Below are 16,067 nucleotides of genomic sequence, written 5' to 3' on the forward strand. Positions count from 1 at the left end.
CACAACCTCGCAAGGTATTGTGATCCACGTCACAGGGCGATAGCAAAAAAATGCCCTAACCCAAACCGAATAATTGAGGACATCTTATGAGCATCAAAAATTTACTTCCCGGCAAAATTGGCTTAGGCGGCGCACCACTCGGCAACATGTTCCGTGCCATTCCGGAAGACGAGGCCCACGCCACCGTGAGCGAAGCCTGGAACCTGGGCGTGCGTTACTTTGATACCGCGCCGCTGTACGGCTCTGGCCTTTCTGAAATCCGCATGGGCGAAGCGCTGTCTCAGTATCCACGTGATGAATACGTTCTGAGCAGCAAAGTCGGCCGCATCATGCTGGACGAAATGGAAGATCCGGCAAAACGTGATTTCGGTGAAAAAGGTGGCCTGTTCGAACATGGCCTGAAAAACAAAATTCTGAATGACTACTCTGCTGACGCCACGCTGCGCTCGATTGAAGACAGCCTGAAACGCCTGAAAACAGATCGTCTGGATATTGTCTGGATCCACGACCCGGCGCAGGACTTCTACGGTGACAGCTGGCTGGAGCAGTTCAACATAGCCCGTACCGGTGCGTTTCGTGCGCTGACGCGTTTGCGTGACGAAGGTGTGATTAAAGCCTGGGGACTGGGTGTGAATCGCGTCGAACCTTGCGAACTGACGCTGGCGCTGGACGAACCGAAGCCGGATGCGTTCCTGCTGGCGGGGCGTTATTCCCTGCTGGATCACGAACGTGCGCTGCAACGCCTGATGCCAGAAGCACTGGAACAGAACGTGGATATTGTTGTGGGCGGTCCGTACAGCTCTGGCGTACTGGCAGGCGGCGAGCACTTTGAATATCAGAAAGCTTCTGCGGCCATCCAGCAGAAAGTGGCGCAAATTAACACCATTGCCACACGTTTCAATGTGAACGTTAAAGCAGCTGCGCTGCAGTTCGCGCTGGCAAACCCGGCCGTTGCGGCGGTTATTCCTGGCTCCAGCCGTCCTGGCCGTATGGCAGAAGATCTGGCTGCACTGAATGCGCCTGTTCCGGCTGAATTCTGGGCAGAAATGCGCCGTCAAAATCTGGTTGCGGAAAACGCTCCGCTGCCGACCCGTTAATCAACCTGGTGAGAAAACGATGAAACTGGATCTGACAGGTAAAGTCGCGGTGGTCAGCGGCTCAACCTCCGGCATTGGGCAGGGTATCGCCGCCGGACTGGCAAAAGCAGGCGCAACGGTGGTTGTCGTCGGCCGTAAACAGAGCGGCGTTGATGACGCCATGGCTGCGATTGCGGCACAAACCCCCACAGCGTCACTGTGCGGCGTGGTGGCCGATCTCAGCACCGAAGACGGCGTGGCTGCGCTGATCGCTGCAGTCCCAACGGCTGATGTGCTGGTCAATAATCTGGGCATTTTCAACGATAAAGATTTCTTTAGCGTTCCGGATGATGAGTGGCTGCACTTCTATAACGTCAACGTCCTCTCCGGCGTTCGTCTGGCGCGTCACTATGCGCCAGGTATGACGGAACAGGGCTGGGGGCGGATTATCTTTGTCTCGTCCGAATCCGGCGTGGCAATCCCTGGCGACATGATCAACTACGGCGTCACCAAAGCCGCGAATCTGGCGGTTTCTCATGGTCTGGCGAAACGACTGGCGGGGACCGGTGTGACCGTCAACGCCATTCTGCCAGGGCCAACCTTTACCGATGGCCTGAAAGAGATGCTGGCGGATGCCGCTGCACAATCGGGACGCAGTGCGCGTGAACAGGCCGATGAGTTTGTTAAAACCTCGCGTCCGAGCTCCATCATCCAGCGTGCGGCAGATGTGGAAGAAGTGGCGAATCTGGCGGTTTATCTCGCGTCACCGCTTTCCTCGGCAACCACAGGGGCAGCCCTGCGCGTCGATGGCGGCGTCGTCGACACCCTGACAATGTAACCCTATAAATTAAGAGAAAATTATCATGGCTAAAACAACTGTATCGATCGAAATTCCGGCTTCTGCCGACGCCGTATGGCAATTGATGGGCGGCTTTGATGCGCTGCCAGACTGGCTGCCGTTCATCCCGAAAAGCGTAGTGACAGAAGGCGGTCGCGTTCGTTCGCTGACAACCTCTGACGGCGGCACTGTGGTTGAACGTCTGGAAGCGTTTAATAACCGTCAACGCAGTTATACCTATTCCATTATTCAGGCACCGTTTCCGGTGGTGGATTACCTCTCCACCATTACCGTTCATGAAACCGCCGACAGCCAGGTTTCCCGTGTGGAATGGTTCGGTGAATTCACCCCGGTGAATGTGACGAACGAAGAGGCCGAAGCGCTGTTTACCGGCATCTATCGGGATGGTCTCAAGGCGCTGAAGGACAACTTTGTTGCCTGATGCAATCGACAGGCGTCGGAACGTCCGGCGTCTGATTATTAACAAAAGCAGAATAGTCTATTGTCATTTGTATCATTTATGTTATCAGGCAGCAGGCGTATTCTCTCCCCATCGCGTTAATAAACGCCAAACAATTAAGACACTCTGGAATATAAACATGAAAACGATCATCGCAATTTTTACAGCTTCTCTTTTCTCTGTCGCGGCATTTAACGCATCGGCGCAAAGCGTGACAGCAACCGGTACAACACTGGATTCTGCGGAAGCGGTTATTGCGCAGAAAGCGAAAGAGATGAACGCCTCTGAATATAAAATTACCAGCGCTCGCATGGGCAATACCGTCACCATGAGTGCCGAACTGTACAAATAACCGCGCGAGGGACCCATTACGTAATTTGCTAAATATGCGCTGAATGCGTTGCCATTAATAAACCGTATTGTAATGCCACCGATGACGCGTTCCCGCGCGGGTGACGTTGCGATTGACATGATGGCGGAGTATTACGCGCAGCGCGCCAGTGCTGGACTTATCATCAGCGAAGGTACGCAAATCAGCAGAAGCGCTGCGCATAATTTTCCATGGCACGCTGATTTACTCCGGTAAATACACCAAAGCGCGCGCCGAAGCGGACTGTCAGATTTGATTGCATTTTGGCTACGCAACCGGTCAGTTGGAGTATGAAGTTGCTCACGAATAGCCTTAGCATCCGCAATTTCGTAGTGGGTCACCCGTGCAGGTTCTTTCTAATCTCAACAGCCTCTTCCAGAGAGGTTTCCAACTCATCAAAAAAACTCAATTTATACCTCGCCTTTGAGCCGTTTCGTCACGGTTATCTTTGCTCGCCCATCATCTCCCGCACCAGCTCCACACAGCGCAGGAAACGGCTGTCGTAATCGTCCTCTTCAACCCGCACAAATTCGATATTGTTCTCTTCCAGCATCTCCACCAGCAAGTTCTGGAACTCTTTGCGATCCACCGAACTGCCGAGGCTGCGTAAACCATCCGCCACCCACGGGGTGTTGTTCTCCAGCAAGATAACCAGATCAAAACGGTATTCATCGATCAGCGCCTGCACGAACGGATGCTCCCGCCCTTCGTACTTTTTGCAGAACGCCTGGGTAGTGACAAAATCAGTGTCAATAAACGCCACTTTATTGGCATATTTCACTGCAAAATCAATATATTGAGCGTGTCCCAGCGCGATTTTATCGTAGTCAGAATACTGCAATGCGATCTCATCACCGCCGAGGTGTGAAAAGACATAATCGCGACCATATTCCCACGCACTGGTGGTATTGAAGATATTGGCAAGTTTGTTTACCAGGGTGGATTTACCGCTCGACTCGCCGCCAAGGATCGCCACGGTACGCACAAAGAACGGCTTCACTTCGGTGGGAATATATTCCCAGTAGCGGAACGGGTTTTCGCGGATCTGCGCACCGCTGATACTCATAAAGGTGCGTTTCGGATCGACCAGCACCGTTTCGATCCCCAGATGTTCCATATACTGTGGCGCATCGGCTTCTTCCGAGGTGTAGATCAGGTCCGGCTGGATCCCCTTTTCAGCCATAAACTTTTTGATGCCATTGCTCCACACATCCCAGCCGTGCGGATACGGCTCCATGCCCTCTTCGTTGAAAGCATGAATACGGATATTTTTCTGATATTTAAAGGTTTGCAATAACCAGCGCAGACGATCCGGCACCGTGGGCTGCTGCGACATGGCGCTGTCTTCAAACAACGCACGGTCACGGGTATCGTCAAAGCCCATAATGATATGCAGCTCGTCAACCTGGCTACAGGCGCGCTGGATAAGGTAGATATGTCCGGTATGCAACGGGTAGAACTTACCGAATACCACGCCAATGGTTTTCTTTTGGCGGGGAAACTCAAGCCCCAAAAAACGGTGCAACGCCTCCAGTTTTTGCGCGCTGGGGCTTTTAATTTTGGCATTCAGTAACTGGCTTAAATACCCTTTGGTCATACCGCTGGCATCAGCTACCTGCTGTAGCGTGCAGCCCTGTTGCTTGATGGCAGTTTTCAGGTAATCAAATGACGACATATCTCCCTCCGTATCTCTCATTATAAGTCGTCGAACACGCTAAGCGCGTCGGAGAGTTTTTTAACGCCAAAAATCTGCATCCCTTCCGGCGCTTTTTTCGGCACGTTAGCCGCCGGAACAATCGCCCGCCGAAAACCGTGTTTCGCCGCTTCAGAGATTCGTTCCTGGCCGCTGGGCACCGGGCGGATCTCCCCTGCCAGCCCGACTTCACCAAACACCACCAGATCCTGCGGTAGCGGTCTGTCACGCAGGCTGGAAACCATCGCCAGCAGTAACGCTAAGTCGGCACTGGTTTCCGTCACCTTCACGCCGCCGACCACGTTAACAAATACATCCTGATCGGCCATTTGCAACCCACCGTGACGGTGCAGCACCGCCAGCAGGATTGCCAGACGGTTTTGCTCCAGCCCCACTGCCACGCGGCGTGGGTTCGCCATCATCGAGTGATCGACCAATGCCTGAATCTCCACCAGCAGCGGACGCGTTCCTTCCCACACTACCATCACTGAGCTACCGGAGGTCACTTCATCACCGCGGCTTAAAAAGATGGCGGAAGGGTTGCTAACTTCACGCAGCCCCTGTTCGGTCATCGCGAAGACGCCCAGCTCATTCACCGCGCCGAAGCGGTTTTTATGGCTGCGTAAGGTGCGAAAACGGGAGTCGGCATCGCCATCCAGAAGCACCGAACAGTCGATACAGTGTTCCAGCACTTTAGGGCCAGCCAGCGAGCCATCTTTGGTTACGTGCCCAACCATGACAATCGCCACGCCGCGCGTTTTGGCGAAGCGCGTCAGATAAGCCGCCGTTTCACGCACCTGCGCCACGCTGCCAGGCGATGACTGAACATCCGCCATATGCATCACCTGGATGGAGTCAATTACCATCAGCTTCGGTTGCTCTTCTTCGGCAATCAGGCAGATCTGCTCGATGCTGGTTTCCGACAACATATTGAGATTGTCAGTCGGCAGGCCAAGGCGATGAGCGCGCATTGCCACCTGTTGCAGCGACTCTTCGCCGGTGACATACAGCGTTTTCATCTGCTGCGCCAGTTTGCACAGCGTTTGCAGCAACAGCGTGGATTTCCCCGCACCAGGGTTACCGCCAATCAGAATGGCACTTCCTGGCACCACGCCGCCGCCTAATACGCGGTCGAATTCTTTAAATCCGGTGGAAAAACGCGGCAGCTCTTCAAGGCTGATATCGGAGAGTTTCTGGACTTTCGCCACTCCGGCGCTACCGGCATAGCCACTGAGACGCTCGTTACGCGCCACCGTTGGCGACGCAGCAAGACGCACCTCGGTGATGGTGTTCCAGGCATGACAGGCACTGCACTGCCCCTGCCAGCGCGGATAATCGGCCCCGCATTCATTACAAACAAAGGCGCGTTTTGGAGCTTTTGCCACGGTGTACCTCGTTAATGCTGTGCCGCCCGCAGGATGACGGGCAGGCAATTACTTCTGATTCAGGCTGCCAGAGAGGATGCAGAATACCCCCATCAGGTCAGCGTGACGGATGGTGACTTCCGTCTTTTCATTCACTTTTGGTTTGGCATGGTAGGCAATCCCCAGCCCTGCCGCTTTGATCATCGGCAGGTCATTGGCTCCATCGCCAATCGCCACGGTCTGCGCCAGCGGGATTTCATACTCCTGCGCGAGGCGAGTCAGAGTTTTTGCTTTGTACTGCGCGTCTACGATGTCGCCGATCACATTGCCGGTAAATTTACCGTCCATGATCTCCAGTTCATTGGCTACCACGGCTGTCAGGCGCAGCTTGTCGCGCAGGTATTCAGCAAAGAAAGTAAAGCCACCGGAGGCAATCGCCACTTTCCAGCCCAGCGTTTCCAGCTTGAGTACCAGTTGCGTTAAGCCTGGCATCAGCGGCAGATTTTCACGCACCTGTTGCAGAATATTGGCGTCAGCGCCTTTCAGCGTCGCCACGCGGCTGCGCAGGCTGGCGGTAAAATCGAGTTCGCCGCGCATCGCCCGTTCGGTTACCTCCGCCACCATCTCGCCCGTTCCGGCCAGTTTGGCAATTTCATCAATACATTCAATCTGGATGGCGGTGGAATCCATGTCCATCACCAGCAAACCCTGCGTGCGCAGGTGCGGGATTTTCCCCAGCGGCGCGACATCCAGCTGCGCTTCGTGGGCCAGGCGCGTAGCCCGCGCGGTGAGTGAACCTGCCAGACGAATCACCTGATAATCTTCCACGCACCAGGCGGCAACAATCACCATCGCCGCGCCCAGTTTGCTCTGGTATTGGGTCAGACGCTGTTTATCCAGCCCACGACCATACAGCAGCCAGCCGCTACGACCTGCGTGGTAATCCAGTGGCATCACTTCATCACCACTTAATGAAAGAGGCAGACCCGGCCATAAAGAGACATCTTCAGGCAGGTCGCACCAGGTAATGTTAGGCATTAAGGCTCCTGTAAAATCGTTCGAAGCAGGGAAAATAACGCATGAGGCTACCTTGTATCCATTGCTTCTGGCAACATTAAGTCTCAAATTTTCAAAGGGTGGAAGATGGCTCGCACAAAACTGAAATTCCGGCTGCATCGGGCAGTGATTGTCCTGTTCTGTCTTGCCTTGTTAGTGGCACTGATGCAGGGGGCGTCATGGTTTAGTCAAAACCACCAGCGACAGCGTAATCCACAGCTGGAAGAACTGGCCCGCACCCTGGCGCGTCAGGTGACGCTGAACGTTGCACCGCTGATGCGTACCGACTCACCGGATGAAAAACGCATTCAGGCGATCCTTGATCAGTTAACGGATGAAAGCCGTATCCTCGACGCGGGCGTGTATGACGAACAAGGCGATCTTATCGCCCGTTCTGGCGAAAGCGTCGAAGTGCGCGACCGGTTGGCGCTCGACGGCAAAAAAGCGGGCGGCTATTTTAACCAGCAGATTGTCGAACCTATTGCCGGGAAAAACGGACCGCTCGGCTATCTGCGCCTGACGCTCGACACCCATACGCTCGCCACCGAAGCCCAACAGGTGGATAACACCACTAACATTTTACGCCTGATGTTGCTGCTCTCACTGGCAATCGGCGTAGTACTGACCCGCACGCTGCTACAGGGTAAACGCACCCGCTGGCAGCAATCGCCCTTCCTGTTAACCGCCAGCAAACCGGTGCCGGAAGAGGAAGAAAGCGAGAAAAAAGAGTGACCCATTACTACAAGAAAGGAAATCGTTATGTCCACATTACGCCTGCTCATCTCTGACTCTTACGATCCGTGGTTTAACCTGGCGGTGGAGGAGTGTATTTTTCGCCAGATGCCCGCCACGCAGCGCGTTCTGTTTCTCTGGCGCAATGCCGACACGGTAGTGATTGGTCGCGCACAGAACCCGTGGAAAGAGTGTAATACCCGGCGGATGGAAGAAGATAACGTCCGCCTGGCGCGGCGCAGTAGCGGTGGTGGCGCGGTGTTCCACGATCTCGGTAATACCTGCTTTACCTTTATGGCTGGCAAGCCGGAGTACGATAAAACTATCTCCACGTCGATTGTGCTTAATGCGCTGAACGCGCTCGGCGTCAGCGCCGAAGCGTCCGGACGTAACGATCTGGTGGTGAAAACCGCCGAAGGCGACCGCAAAGTCTCAGGCTCGGCCTATCGCGAAACCAAAGATCGTGGCTTCCACCACGGCACCTTGCTGCTCAATGCCGACCTTAGCCGCCTGGCAAACTATCTCAATCCGGATAAAAAGAAACTGGCGGCGAAAGGCATTACGTCGGTACGTTCCCGCGTGACCAACCTCACCGAATTGCTGCCGGAAATTACCCATGAGCAGGTTTGCGAGGCCATAACCGAGGCCTTTTTCGCCCATTATGGCGAGCGCGTGGAAGCGGAAATCATCTCCCCGGACAAAACGCCAGACTTGCCGAACTTCGCCGAAACCTTTGCCCGTCAGAGTAGCTGGGAGTGGAACTTCGGTCAGGCTCCGGCGTTCTCACATCTGCTGGATGAACGCTTCACCTGGGGCGGCGTAGAACTGCATTTCGACGTTGAAAAAGGCCATATCACCCGCGCCCAGGTGTTTACCGACAGCCTCAACCCCGCGCCGCTGGAAGCCCTCGCCGGGCGACTGCAAGGCTGCCTGTACCGCGCGGATATGCTGCAACAGGAGTGCGAAGCGCTGTTGGTTGACTTCCCGGAACAGGAAAAAGAGCTACGGGAGTTGTCTGCGTGGATAGCGGGGGCGGTAAGGTAACTCGCTGATTTAAATATCCAGGGAAGGAAATATGATCGATCTGGAAAACCAGGAACGGGAGATTATCAATTTAATGTTCAGCCAGGGTATATCCTGGCTAACCGCCGTGCGTATCAGGCATAAACTATCACTTGCTGAAGTAAGTAAAATGTTAGGTATCTCGATTAATTCTCTAAAACAGATCGAAAAGACGGAACGGCTTAGTTCAAACATCAAAAGCAAAATGGCAGGAATTTATGGTTGTCCACCAGAGTTGCTGATATGCCCTTCCTGGATGACGGCTGAACATAAATGAATAGATTCGTGAATAGATACTTGAATGGATTTTATTTTCTATCCATATGAAAAATAATAGTAAATCTATAAATCAGTTGCTATTGATGAATAGATACTAAAAAGCCGGAGCAGTCTCCCGCTCCGGCTTCACAAGGCAATCGCCTTTCAGCAAAACACAATTACTCTTTATCGCCCAGCAGAACGGATTCCAGTGCGATTTTGATCATGTCGTTGAAGGTGGTCTGACGCTCAGCGGCAGTGGTCTGCTCGTGAGTGCGGATGTGGTCAGACACGGTGCAGATGGTCAGGGCTTTCGCGCCAAATTCTGCAGCGACGCCGTAGATGCCAGCGGCTTCCATTTCCACGCCGAGGATGCCGTATTTTTCCATCACGTCGAACATTTCGCCGTCCGGAGAGTAGAACAGGTCAGCGGAGAACAGGTTACCAACGCGAGCATCAACGCCCAGTGCTTTAGCCGCGTCTACCGCGTTACGCACCATGCCGAAGTCGGCGATAGCCGCAAAGTCATGGTCTTTAAAACGGATACGGTTAACTTTGGAATCGGTGCAGGCACCCATACCGATAACGACGTCGCGCAGTTTTACGTGTGGCAGAACAGCGCCACAGGAGCCTACGCGGATAATTTTCTTCACGCCGAAATCGGTGATCAGTTCTTTGGTGTAGATGGAGCAGGACGGGATACCCATACCGTGACCCATTACGGAAATTTTGCGGCCTTTGTAAGTACCGGTGAAGCCCAGCATACCGCGAACGTTGTTCACTTCACGGGCATCTTCAAGGAAAGTTTCAGCAATATACTTCGCACGCAGCGGGTCGCCTGGCATCAAAACTACGTCAGCGAAATCGCCCATTTCTGCATTAATGTGTGGGGTAGCCATTGTTTTATCCTTTTTGTGACATAACAAAGGCGGAGTCAACGCTCCGCCCAAATCCATCAGAACATGGCTTTGCCATATTCCATATCAGAAGTACCAAAATATTTTGCCAGAGTCTGGCCGATATCCGCGAAGGTTTCACGGTGACCCAGTGAGCCCGGTTTTACTTTCGGGCCGTAAACCAGTACCGGAATGTGTTCACGCGTGTGGTCAGTACCGGTCCAGGTCGGATCACAGCCGTGGTCAGCGGTGAGGATCAGGATGTCGTCATCGCGCAGCAGAGACATCAGCTCCGGCAGACGGCGGTCGAACAGTTCCAGACCCGCAGCATAACCGGCGACGTCGCGACGGTGGCCCCAGGAAGAGTCGAAGTCAACGAAGTTGGTGAAGACGATGGTGTTATCACCCGCTTCTTTCATCTCTTTGATGGTGGCGTCAAACAGCGCGTCCAGGCCAGTCGCTTTCACTTTTTTGGTGATACCGCAGTTGGCGTAGATGTCTGCAATTTTACCGACAGAAACCACCTGGCCGTGTTTTTCATCAACCAGTTTCTGCAGCACGGTCGGTGCTGGCGGTTCAACGGCCAGGTCGTGACGGTTACCGGTACGCTGGAAGTTACCGGCTTTGTCGCCGATAAACGGACGAGCGATAACACGACCGATGTTGTAGCCGCCGTTGGTCAGCTCTTCACGGGCGATTTCGCACAGTTCGTAGAGTTTATCCAGACCGAAAGTTTCTTCATGGCAGGCAATCTGGAACACGGAGTCAGCGGAGGTATAGAAAATCGGCTTGCCGGTTTTCATGTGCTCTTCGCCCAGCTGATCCAGAATGACCGTACCGGAAGAGTGGCAATTACCGAGGTAACCCGGCAGATTAGCGCGTTCAACCAGTTTATCCAGCAGCTCTTGCGGGAAGCTGTTTTCGTGATCGGAGAAATATCCCCACTCAAACAGAACCGGGACACCGGCGATTTCCCAGTGACCAGACGGGGTATCTTTACCGGATGACATCTCGTGCGCCCATGCGTACGCGCCGATAACTTCAGCGTTGCCGTCCATTCCCGCCGGAATGAAACCGGTAGAACCTTCGTGTGCTTTCGCCAGTCCCAGACGGGTCAGATTTGGCAGATTGAGCGGGCCTTTACGACCGTTATCAGCTTCGCCTTTGGCACAAGCTTCTGCGATATGACCCAGGGTGTCAGCCCCGACGTCACCAAAGCGTTCTGCATCTTCTGTAGCGCCGATGCCGAATGAGTCCAGCACCATAATAAATGCACGTTTCATATGTTCTCCGTACTCAGTGCTTCAAATTTAAATGATCAGATCAGTATACCGTTATTCGCTGATACGGCGATAGACAGTTGGTGTGCTTTCCGGTGCTTTATCGGCAAGTTTAATTGCCGCTTTCACCGCTTTCGCCGCTTCCTGCCAGCTGTTTTCGTCTTTCGCGTGGATAACCGCCAGCGGACGCTGACCGTCTACCTGGTCGCCCAGACGCGCCATATCAGTAAAGCCGACGCTGTAATCGATGGTGTCAGATGCCTGACGGCGTCCGCCGCCCATTGCAACCACTGCCATCCCCAACGCACGGGTATCCATTTCACTGACAAAACCTTCGGTATCAGCATAGACTGCTTTCGTCAGCATCGCTGTCGGCAGATACTTCGCGTAGTTCTCAACGAAGTCAGTCGGGCCTTTTTGTGCCGCTACCATACGACCAAAGACTTCTGCCGCTTTACCGTTGTCCAGCACCGCCTGCAATTTCGCGCGCGCTTCGGCGTCATCTTTCGCCAGTTTGCCGGAGATAAGCATCTCTACGCACAGCGCCATCGTGACATCAAACAGACGCGGGTTACGATACTCACCCGTCAGGAACTGCACCGCTTCACGAACTTCAACCGCGTTACCGGCACTGGAGGCCAGTACCTGATTCATATCGGTGAGCAGCGCGGTGGTACGCACGCCCGCGCCGTTAGCTACGCCAACAATCGCTTCGGCAAGGGCTTCAGAGAGTTCGTAGGTCGGCATAAATGCACCACTACCCACTTTCACGTCCATCACCAGCGCGTCCAGACCTTCCGCAAGTTTCTTCGCCAGAATAGAGGCGGTGATCAGCGGGATGGAGTCCACGGTTGCGGTAATATCACGGGTAGCGTAGAAACGTTTATCCGCCGGAGCCAGTGAGCTGGTCTGACCGATAATCGCCACGCCGACGTCTTTAATAATTTCGCGGAAACGGTTGTCATCCGGGAAAATGTCGAAGCCAGGGATGGATTCCAGTTTGTCGAGCGTACCGCCAGTATGACCGAGGCCGCGACCGGAGATCATCGGAATATAGCCGCCGCAGGCTGCAACCATCGGCCCCAACATCAGCGAAGTGACATCGCCGACGCCGCCGGTGGAATGTTTATCAACAATCGGGCCATTCAGATGCAGGCTTTTCCAGTCGAGAACGGTTCCTGAATCTCGCATCGCCATCGTCAGCGAGACACGCTCAGGCATTGTCATATCGTGGAAGAAAATGGTCATCGCGAGGGCGGCAATCTGCCCTTCGGAGATAGTGTTGTCGCGAATGCCGTTGATAAAGAAACGAATTTCTTCATCGCTCAGCGCATGACCATCACGTTTTTTACGAATAATTTCTTGTGCGAGAAACAAGGTAACCTCCCGTGGAAAAGAGACGAGGTAATCGGGGAACCGGATGAGCATCGCTGCGTCATCCGGCAAATCAGGCCTTAGTAGCTGCTGGCGCTCTTACCGTCGCCGTGGCCCAGTGCTTTCAGCAGGCTTGCCAGCAGGCTGGAAGCGCCAAAGCGGTAGTGACGCGCATCGGCCCAGTCAGCGCCGAACAGTTCATCGGCGATGGCGAGATATTTCTGCGCATCTTCCGCAGTACGCACGCCGCCCGCCGGTTTGAAACCAACGGTTTTTTCTACGCCCATATCACGGATCACTTCCATCATGATGCGCGCGCTTTCCGGCGTCGCGTTCACTGCCACTTTACCGGTAGAGGTTTTGATGAAGTCAGCACCCGCTTTGATGGAGATTTCAGACGCTTTACGGATCAGCGCTTCGTCTTTCAGTTCGCCGGTTTCGATGATCACTTTCAGCAGTACGTTAGCCGCAGCGCAAGCCTCTTTACAGGCTTTCACCAGGTCAAAACCAACCTGCTCGTTACCCGCCATCAGCGCGCGGTACGGGAACACCACGTCAACTTCATCGGCACCGTAGGCGATTGCCGCACGGGTTTCTGCCAGCGCGATGTCGATGTCGTCGTTACCGTGTGGGAAGTTGGTTACCGTAGCGATACGGATTTCCGGGGTGCCCTGCTCTTTCAGCGTTTTGCGAGCAATTGGGATAAAGCGAGGATAGATACAGATAGCGGCGGTATTGCCGACCGGAGTTTTGGCCTGATGACACAGAGCAATTACTTTCTCGTCGGTGTCGTCGTCATTCAGGGTGGTCAGGTCCATCAATTTCAGTGCACGCAGGCTGCTTGCTTTCAGATCAGTCATTTCATTCTCCTGGCTTGTCGCCAATAAAATTCACCTTGCGAGTTTGTTAGTATTCTAACATCTACTCCGCAACACACTTCGATATACATCACAATTAAGGAAATCTACTTACAAGTTTGCATCACTGTAATGCGATCTGGTTCAAATAATTCACTTTCAAATGAATGCGTCAGTGGTGGCAAACGCATCAGGATCAAAGTGAACATCACGAAACTTCTTACAATGGCGCATCACCTTCGGCATAAAAGGAAAAGAAGATGCCCACTTCTCATGAAAATGCACTGCAACAACGTTGCCAGCAAATTGTCACCAGCCCGGTGCTTAGCCCGGAGCAGAAGCGCCATTTTCTGGCACTGGAAGCAGAAAACAATCTGCCTTATCCGCAGCTTCCTGCCGAAGCCCGCCGCGCGCTGGATGAGGGTGTAATCTGCGATATGTTTGAAGGTCATGCGCCGTACAAACCGCGCTATGTCTTACCCGATTACGCCCGTTTTCTGGCGAACGGTTCCGAATGGCTGGAGCTGGAAGGCGCGAAAGATCTTGATGATGCACTCTCTCTGCTGACCATTCTTTACCACCACGTACCGTCGGTCACATCGATGCCGGTCTACCTGGGGCAACTGGATGCGTTGTTGCAACCGTATGTTAGAATTCTAACACAAGACGAGATCGATATTCGAATAAAACGTTTCTGGCGTTACCTCGACAGAACCCTGCCAGACGCCTTTATGCACGCCAATATCGGCCCGTCTGATTCGCCCATCACCCGTGCAATCTTACGTGCAGATGCAGAGCTGAAGCAGGTTTCACCGAACCTGACCTTTATCTACGATCCTGAAATCACCCCTGATGACCTACTGCTGGAAGTGGCGAAGAACATCTGTGAATGTAGCAAACCGCACATCGCCAACGGTCCGGTGCATGATAAAATTTTCACAAAAGGGGGCTACGGGATTGTGAGCTGTTACAACTCACTGCCGCTGGCGGGTGGTGGCAGCACGCTGGTACGCCTTAACCTGAAAGCCATTGCCGAGCGCAGCGAATCGCTGGATGACTTCTTTACGCGCACTCTACCGCACTACTGCCAGCAGCAGATCGCCATCATCGATGCGCGGTGTGAATTCCTCTATCAACAATCACACTTCTTTGAGAATAGCTTCCTGGTGAAAGAAGGGCTGATTAACCCTGAACGTTTTGTGCCAATGTTTGGCATGTATGGGCTGGCGGAAGCAGTTAACTTACTGTGTGAGAAAGAAGGAATTGTCGCACGCTACGGTAAAGAAGCCGCTGCAAATGAAGTGGGTTATCGCATCAGCGCACAACTGGCGGAGTTTGTCGCCAATACCCCCGTGAAATATGGCTGGCAAAAACGCGCCATGCTACACGCACAGTCGGGGATCAGTTCCGATATCGGCACCACGCCTGGCGCACGCTTGCCGTATGGTGATGAGCCAGATCCGATCACCCATCTGCAAACTGTCGCCCCGCATCATGCTTATTATTATTCCGGCATCAGCGATATTCTGACGCTCGACGAAACCATCAAACGTAATCCGCAGGCGCTGGTACAGCTTTGCCTCGGTGCCTTTAAAGCCGGAATGCGTGAATTTACCGCCAATGTCAGCGGTAACGATCTGGTTCGCGTTACTGGTTATATGGTGCGTTTGTCGGATCTGGAAAAATATCGTGCCGAAGGCTCACGTACCAACACCACCTGGCTGGGCGAAGAGGCCGCACGCAACACTCGTATTCTGGAACGCCAGCCGCGCGTGATAAGCCATGAACAGCAGATGCGCTTTAGTCAGTAAGATTATCCCCTTCTCCTGCGTTGACGGGCCAGGCAGTCGTCTGGCTCTGTTTTTGCAGGGCTGCAATCTGCGCTGCAAAAACTGTCACAATCCGTGGACGATGGGACGCTGCAATGACTGCGGAGAGTGCGTGCCACAGTGTCCGCATCAGGCGTTGCAGATTGTTGACGGCAAAGTGGTGTGGAACGCTGTGGTCTGCGAGCAGTGTGATACCTGCCTGAAGATGTGTCCGCAACATGCCACGCCAATGGCGCAGTCCATGAGCGTGGATGAGGTGCTTAGCCATATCCGCAAAGCAGTGCTGTTTATCGAAGGGATAACGGTAAGCGGCGGCGAAGCCACGACCCAGCTGCCGTTTGTGATGGCGCTGTTTACTGCCATCAAAAACGATCCGCAATTGTGCCATCTCACCTGTCTGGTGGACAGTAACGGTATGTTGAGCGAAACCGGCTGGGAAAAATTGCTCCCGGTGTGCGACGGCGCAATGCTCGATCTCAAAGCGTGGGGGAGCGAATGTCATCAGCAATTAACCGGACGCGATAATCAGCAGATTAAGCGCAGCATCTGTTTGCTGGCAGAGCGCGGTAAGCTGGCGGAACTGCGTTTGCTGGTAATCCCTGGCCAGGTGGATTATTTGCAACACATCGAAGAACTGGCGGCGTTTATCAAGGGAGTCGGCGATGTTCCGGTACGCCTGAACGCGTTTCATGCCCACGGCGTGTATGGCGAGGCGCAAAGCTGGGCGAGCGCCACGCCGGAAGACGTTGAGCCGTTGGCTGATGCGTTACGGGAGCGCGGGGTGAGCCGCTTAATATTCCCGGCGCTGTATTTGTGACATGCCGGATACGGCCTATGGTTCGGCACAGACTTGTAGGTCTGATAAGACGCGTCAAGCGTCGCATCAGACATTGTGCGCCAACTGCCGGATGCGGCGTGAACG

At 53.9% G+C, this 16,067-nt stretch carries 16 protein-coding genes and 1 pseudogene; 10 read left to right on the forward strand and 7 right to left on the reverse strand.

The features are described 5' to 3' along the window. Positions 1 to 86: 86 nt before the first annotated feature. The 5 genes and pseudogenes from ACK8NJ_RS19935 to ACK8NJ_RS19955 all read left to right on the forward strand — a co-directional run. The gene (locus ACK8NJ_RS19935; RefSeq protein WP_000023619.1) at positions 87 to 1,097 is read left to right on the forward strand and encodes an aldo/keto reductase; all 1,011 of its coding nucleotides are present in this window, start codon (positions 87 to 89) and stop codon (positions 1,095 to 1,097) included. A gap of 19 nt (positions 1,098 to 1,116) precedes the next feature. Further along, complete coding sequence (locus tag ACK8NJ_RS19940; protein WP_411961894.1) at positions 1,117 to 1,914, forward strand: SDR family NAD(P)-dependent oxidoreductase; 798 nt, start codon at positions 1,117 to 1,119, stop codon at positions 1,912 to 1,914. A gap of 25 nt (positions 1,915 to 1,939) precedes the next feature. Then, entirely contained in the window at positions 1,940 to 2,356 is a 417-nt protein-coding gene (locus tag ACK8NJ_RS19945) for an SRPBCC family protein (protein ID WP_116836084.1), read from the forward strand. A 157-nt stretch (positions 2,357 to 2,513) separates the two neighbouring features. Continuing rightward, the gene (locus tag ACK8NJ_RS19950) at positions 2,514 to 2,726 is read left to right on the forward strand and encodes a DUF1471 domain-containing protein (RefSeq protein WP_000848792.1); all 213 of its coding nucleotides are present in this window, start codon (positions 2,514 to 2,516) and stop codon (positions 2,724 to 2,726) included. A gap of 72 nt (positions 2,727 to 2,798) precedes the next feature. After that, a pseudogene (locus ACK8NJ_RS19955) lies at positions 2,799 to 2,939 on the forward strand (hypothetical protein); the annotation flags it as partial. 247 nt (positions 2,940 to 3,186) lie between these two features. Here ACK8NJ_RS19955 and nadR read toward each other — a convergent pair. Genes nadR through serB form a run of 3 tightly spaced genes read right to left on the reverse strand, consistent with a single transcriptional unit; the run spans position 3,187 to position 6,839 of the window. Next, entirely contained in the window at positions 3,187 to 4,419 is a 1,233-nt protein-coding gene (nadR, locus tag ACK8NJ_RS19960; RefSeq protein ID WP_000093813.1) for a multifunctional transcriptional regulator/nicotinamide-nucleotide adenylyltransferase/ribosylnicotinamide kinase NadR, read from the reverse strand. A gap of 20 nt (positions 4,420 to 4,439) precedes the next feature. Beyond that, a complete protein-coding gene (gene radA / locus ACK8NJ_RS19965; RefSeq protein ID WP_001029698.1) occupies positions 4,440 to 5,822 on the reverse strand; it encodes a DNA repair protein RadA in 1,383 nt (460 codons plus the stop codon). A gap of 48 nt (positions 5,823 to 5,870) precedes the next feature. Beyond that, a complete protein-coding gene (gene serB, locus ACK8NJ_RS19970) occupies positions 5,871 to 6,839 on the reverse strand; it encodes a phosphoserine phosphatase (protein ID WP_113588862.1) in 969 nt (322 codons plus the stop codon). A gap of 105 nt (positions 6,840 to 6,944) precedes the next feature. Between serB and ACK8NJ_RS19975 the strand changes: the two genes are divergently transcribed. From ACK8NJ_RS19975 to ACK8NJ_RS19985, 3 genes are read left to right on the forward strand one after another with little or no spacing between them, the layout of a single operon-like run. Next, positions 6,945 to 7,589, forward strand: coding sequence for a YtjB family periplasmic protein (locus tag ACK8NJ_RS19975; protein WP_000124615.1), 645 nt, complete (start codon positions 6,945 to 6,947; stop codon positions 7,587 to 7,589). A 27-nt stretch (positions 7,590 to 7,616) separates the two neighbouring features. Next, complete coding sequence (gene lplA / locus ACK8NJ_RS19980) at positions 7,617 to 8,633, forward strand: lipoate--protein ligase LplA (RefSeq protein WP_073511130.1); 1,017 nt, start codon at positions 7,617 to 7,619, stop codon at positions 8,631 to 8,633. A gap of 31 nt (positions 8,634 to 8,664) precedes the next feature. After that, positions 8,665 to 8,928, forward strand: a complete 264-nt coding sequence (locus ACK8NJ_RS19985) for a helix-turn-helix domain-containing protein (protein ID WP_000566145.1) — start codon at positions 8,665 to 8,667, stop codon at positions 8,926 to 8,928. 160 nt (positions 8,929 to 9,088) lie between these two features. Here ACK8NJ_RS19985 and deoD read toward each other — a convergent pair whose 3' ends face one another. The 4 genes from deoD to deoC all read right to left on the reverse strand — a co-directional run bounded on the left by deoD (position 9,089) and on the right by deoC (position 13,319). Next, on the reverse strand, positions 9,089 to 9,808 hold the full coding sequence (gene deoD / locus ACK8NJ_RS19990; protein ID WP_137447076.1) for a purine-nucleoside phosphorylase: 720 nt from the start codon (positions 9,806 to 9,808) through the stop codon (positions 9,089 to 9,091). Positions 9,809 to 9,864: 56 nt separating this feature from the next. Next, complete coding sequence (deoB, locus tag ACK8NJ_RS19995; RefSeq protein WP_000816471.1) at positions 9,865 to 11,088, reverse strand: phosphopentomutase; 1,224 nt, start codon at positions 11,086 to 11,088, stop codon at positions 9,865 to 9,867. 51 nt (positions 11,089 to 11,139) lie between these two features. Then, positions 11,140 to 12,462, reverse strand: a complete 1,323-nt coding sequence (gene deoA / locus ACK8NJ_RS20000) for a thymidine phosphorylase (RefSeq protein ID WP_000477811.1) — start codon at positions 12,460 to 12,462, stop codon at positions 11,140 to 11,142. A gap of 77 nt (positions 12,463 to 12,539) precedes the next feature. Next, positions 12,540 to 13,319 carry a deoxyribose-phosphate aldolase gene (gene deoC / locus ACK8NJ_RS20005; RefSeq protein WP_001298497.1) on the reverse strand — a complete coding sequence of 260 codons (780 nt, stop codon included), beginning with the start codon at positions 13,317 to 13,319 and terminating at the stop codon, positions 12,540 to 12,542. A 257-nt stretch (positions 13,320 to 13,576) separates the two neighbouring features. Between deoC and ACK8NJ_RS20010 the strand changes: the two genes are divergently transcribed. Beyond that, positions 13,577 to 15,127: a YjjI family glycine radical enzyme gene (locus ACK8NJ_RS20010; protein WP_001143238.1), complete on the forward strand. Its 1,551-nt coding sequence runs from the start codon at positions 13,577 to 13,579 to the stop codon at positions 15,125 to 15,127. Further along, the gene (locus tag ACK8NJ_RS20015; RefSeq protein WP_001088387.1) at positions 15,099 to 15,962 is read left to right on the forward strand and encodes a YjjW family glycine radical enzyme activase; all 864 of its coding nucleotides are present in this window, start codon (positions 15,099 to 15,101) and stop codon (positions 15,960 to 15,962) included. Before ACK8NJ_RS20010 ends, ACK8NJ_RS20015 begins: the two co-directional genes overlap by 29 nt. The last annotated feature ends 105 nt before the right edge of the window (positions 15,963 to 16,067 follow it).

Source organism: Escherichia sp. F1 (assembly GCF_046764225.1).
GTDB lineage: Bacteria > Pseudomonadota > Gammaproteobacteria > Enterobacterales > Enterobacteriaceae > Escherichia > Escherichia coli.

What these genes read in the sequence shown, in the direction of transcription:
- ACK8NJ_RS19935 (WP_000023619.1), top strand. Translation starts at nt 87, where the DNA reads ATGAGCATCAAAAATTTACTTCCCGGCAAAATTGGCTTAGGCGGCGCA.
- ACK8NJ_RS19940 (WP_411961894.1), top strand. Translation starts at nt 1,117, where the DNA reads ATGAAACTGGATCTGACAGGTAAAGTCGCGGTGGTCAGCGGCTCAACC.
- ACK8NJ_RS19945 (WP_116836084.1), top strand. Translation starts at nt 1,940, where the DNA reads ATGGCTAAAACAACTGTATCGATCGAAATTCCGGCTTCTGCCGACGCC.
- ACK8NJ_RS19950 (WP_000848792.1), top strand. Translation starts at nt 2,514, where the DNA reads ATGAAAACGATCATCGCAATTTTTACAGCTTCTCTTTTCTCTGTCGCG.
- nadR (WP_000093813.1), bottom strand. Translation starts at nt 4,419, where the DNA reads ATGTCGTCATTTGATTACCTGAAAACTGCCATCAAGCAACAGGGCTGC.
- serB (WP_113588862.1), bottom strand. Translation starts at nt 6,839, where the DNA reads ATGCCTAACATTACCTGGTGCGACCTGCCTGAAGATGTCTCTTTATGG.
- ACK8NJ_RS19975 (WP_000124615.1), top strand. Translation starts at nt 6,945, where the DNA reads ATGGCTCGCACAAAACTGAAATTCCGGCTGCATCGGGCAGTGATTGTC.
- lplA (WP_073511130.1), top strand. Translation starts at nt 7,617, where the DNA reads ATGTCCACATTACGCCTGCTCATCTCTGACTCTTACGATCCGTGGTTT.
- ACK8NJ_RS19985 (WP_000566145.1), top strand. Translation starts at nt 8,665, where the DNA reads ATGATCGATCTGGAAAACCAGGAACGGGAGATTATCAATTTAATGTTC.
- deoD (WP_137447076.1), bottom strand. Translation starts at nt 9,808, where the DNA reads ATGGCTACCCCACACATTAATGCAGAAATGGGCGATTTCGCTGACGTA.
- deoB (WP_000816471.1), bottom strand. Translation starts at nt 11,088, where the DNA reads ATGAAACGTGCATTTATTATGGTGCTGGACTCATTCGGCATCGGCGCT.
- deoC (WP_001298497.1), bottom strand. Translation starts at nt 13,319, where the DNA reads ATGACTGATCTGAAAGCAAGCAGCCTGCGTGCACTGAAATTGATGGAC.
- ACK8NJ_RS20010 (WP_001143238.1), top strand. Translation starts at nt 13,577, where the DNA reads ATGCCCACTTCTCATGAAAATGCACTGCAACAACGTTGCCAGCAAATT.
- ACK8NJ_RS20015 (WP_001088387.1), top strand. Translation starts at nt 15,099, where the DNA reads ATGAACAGCAGATGCGCTTTAGTCAGTAAGATTATCCCCTTCTCCTGC.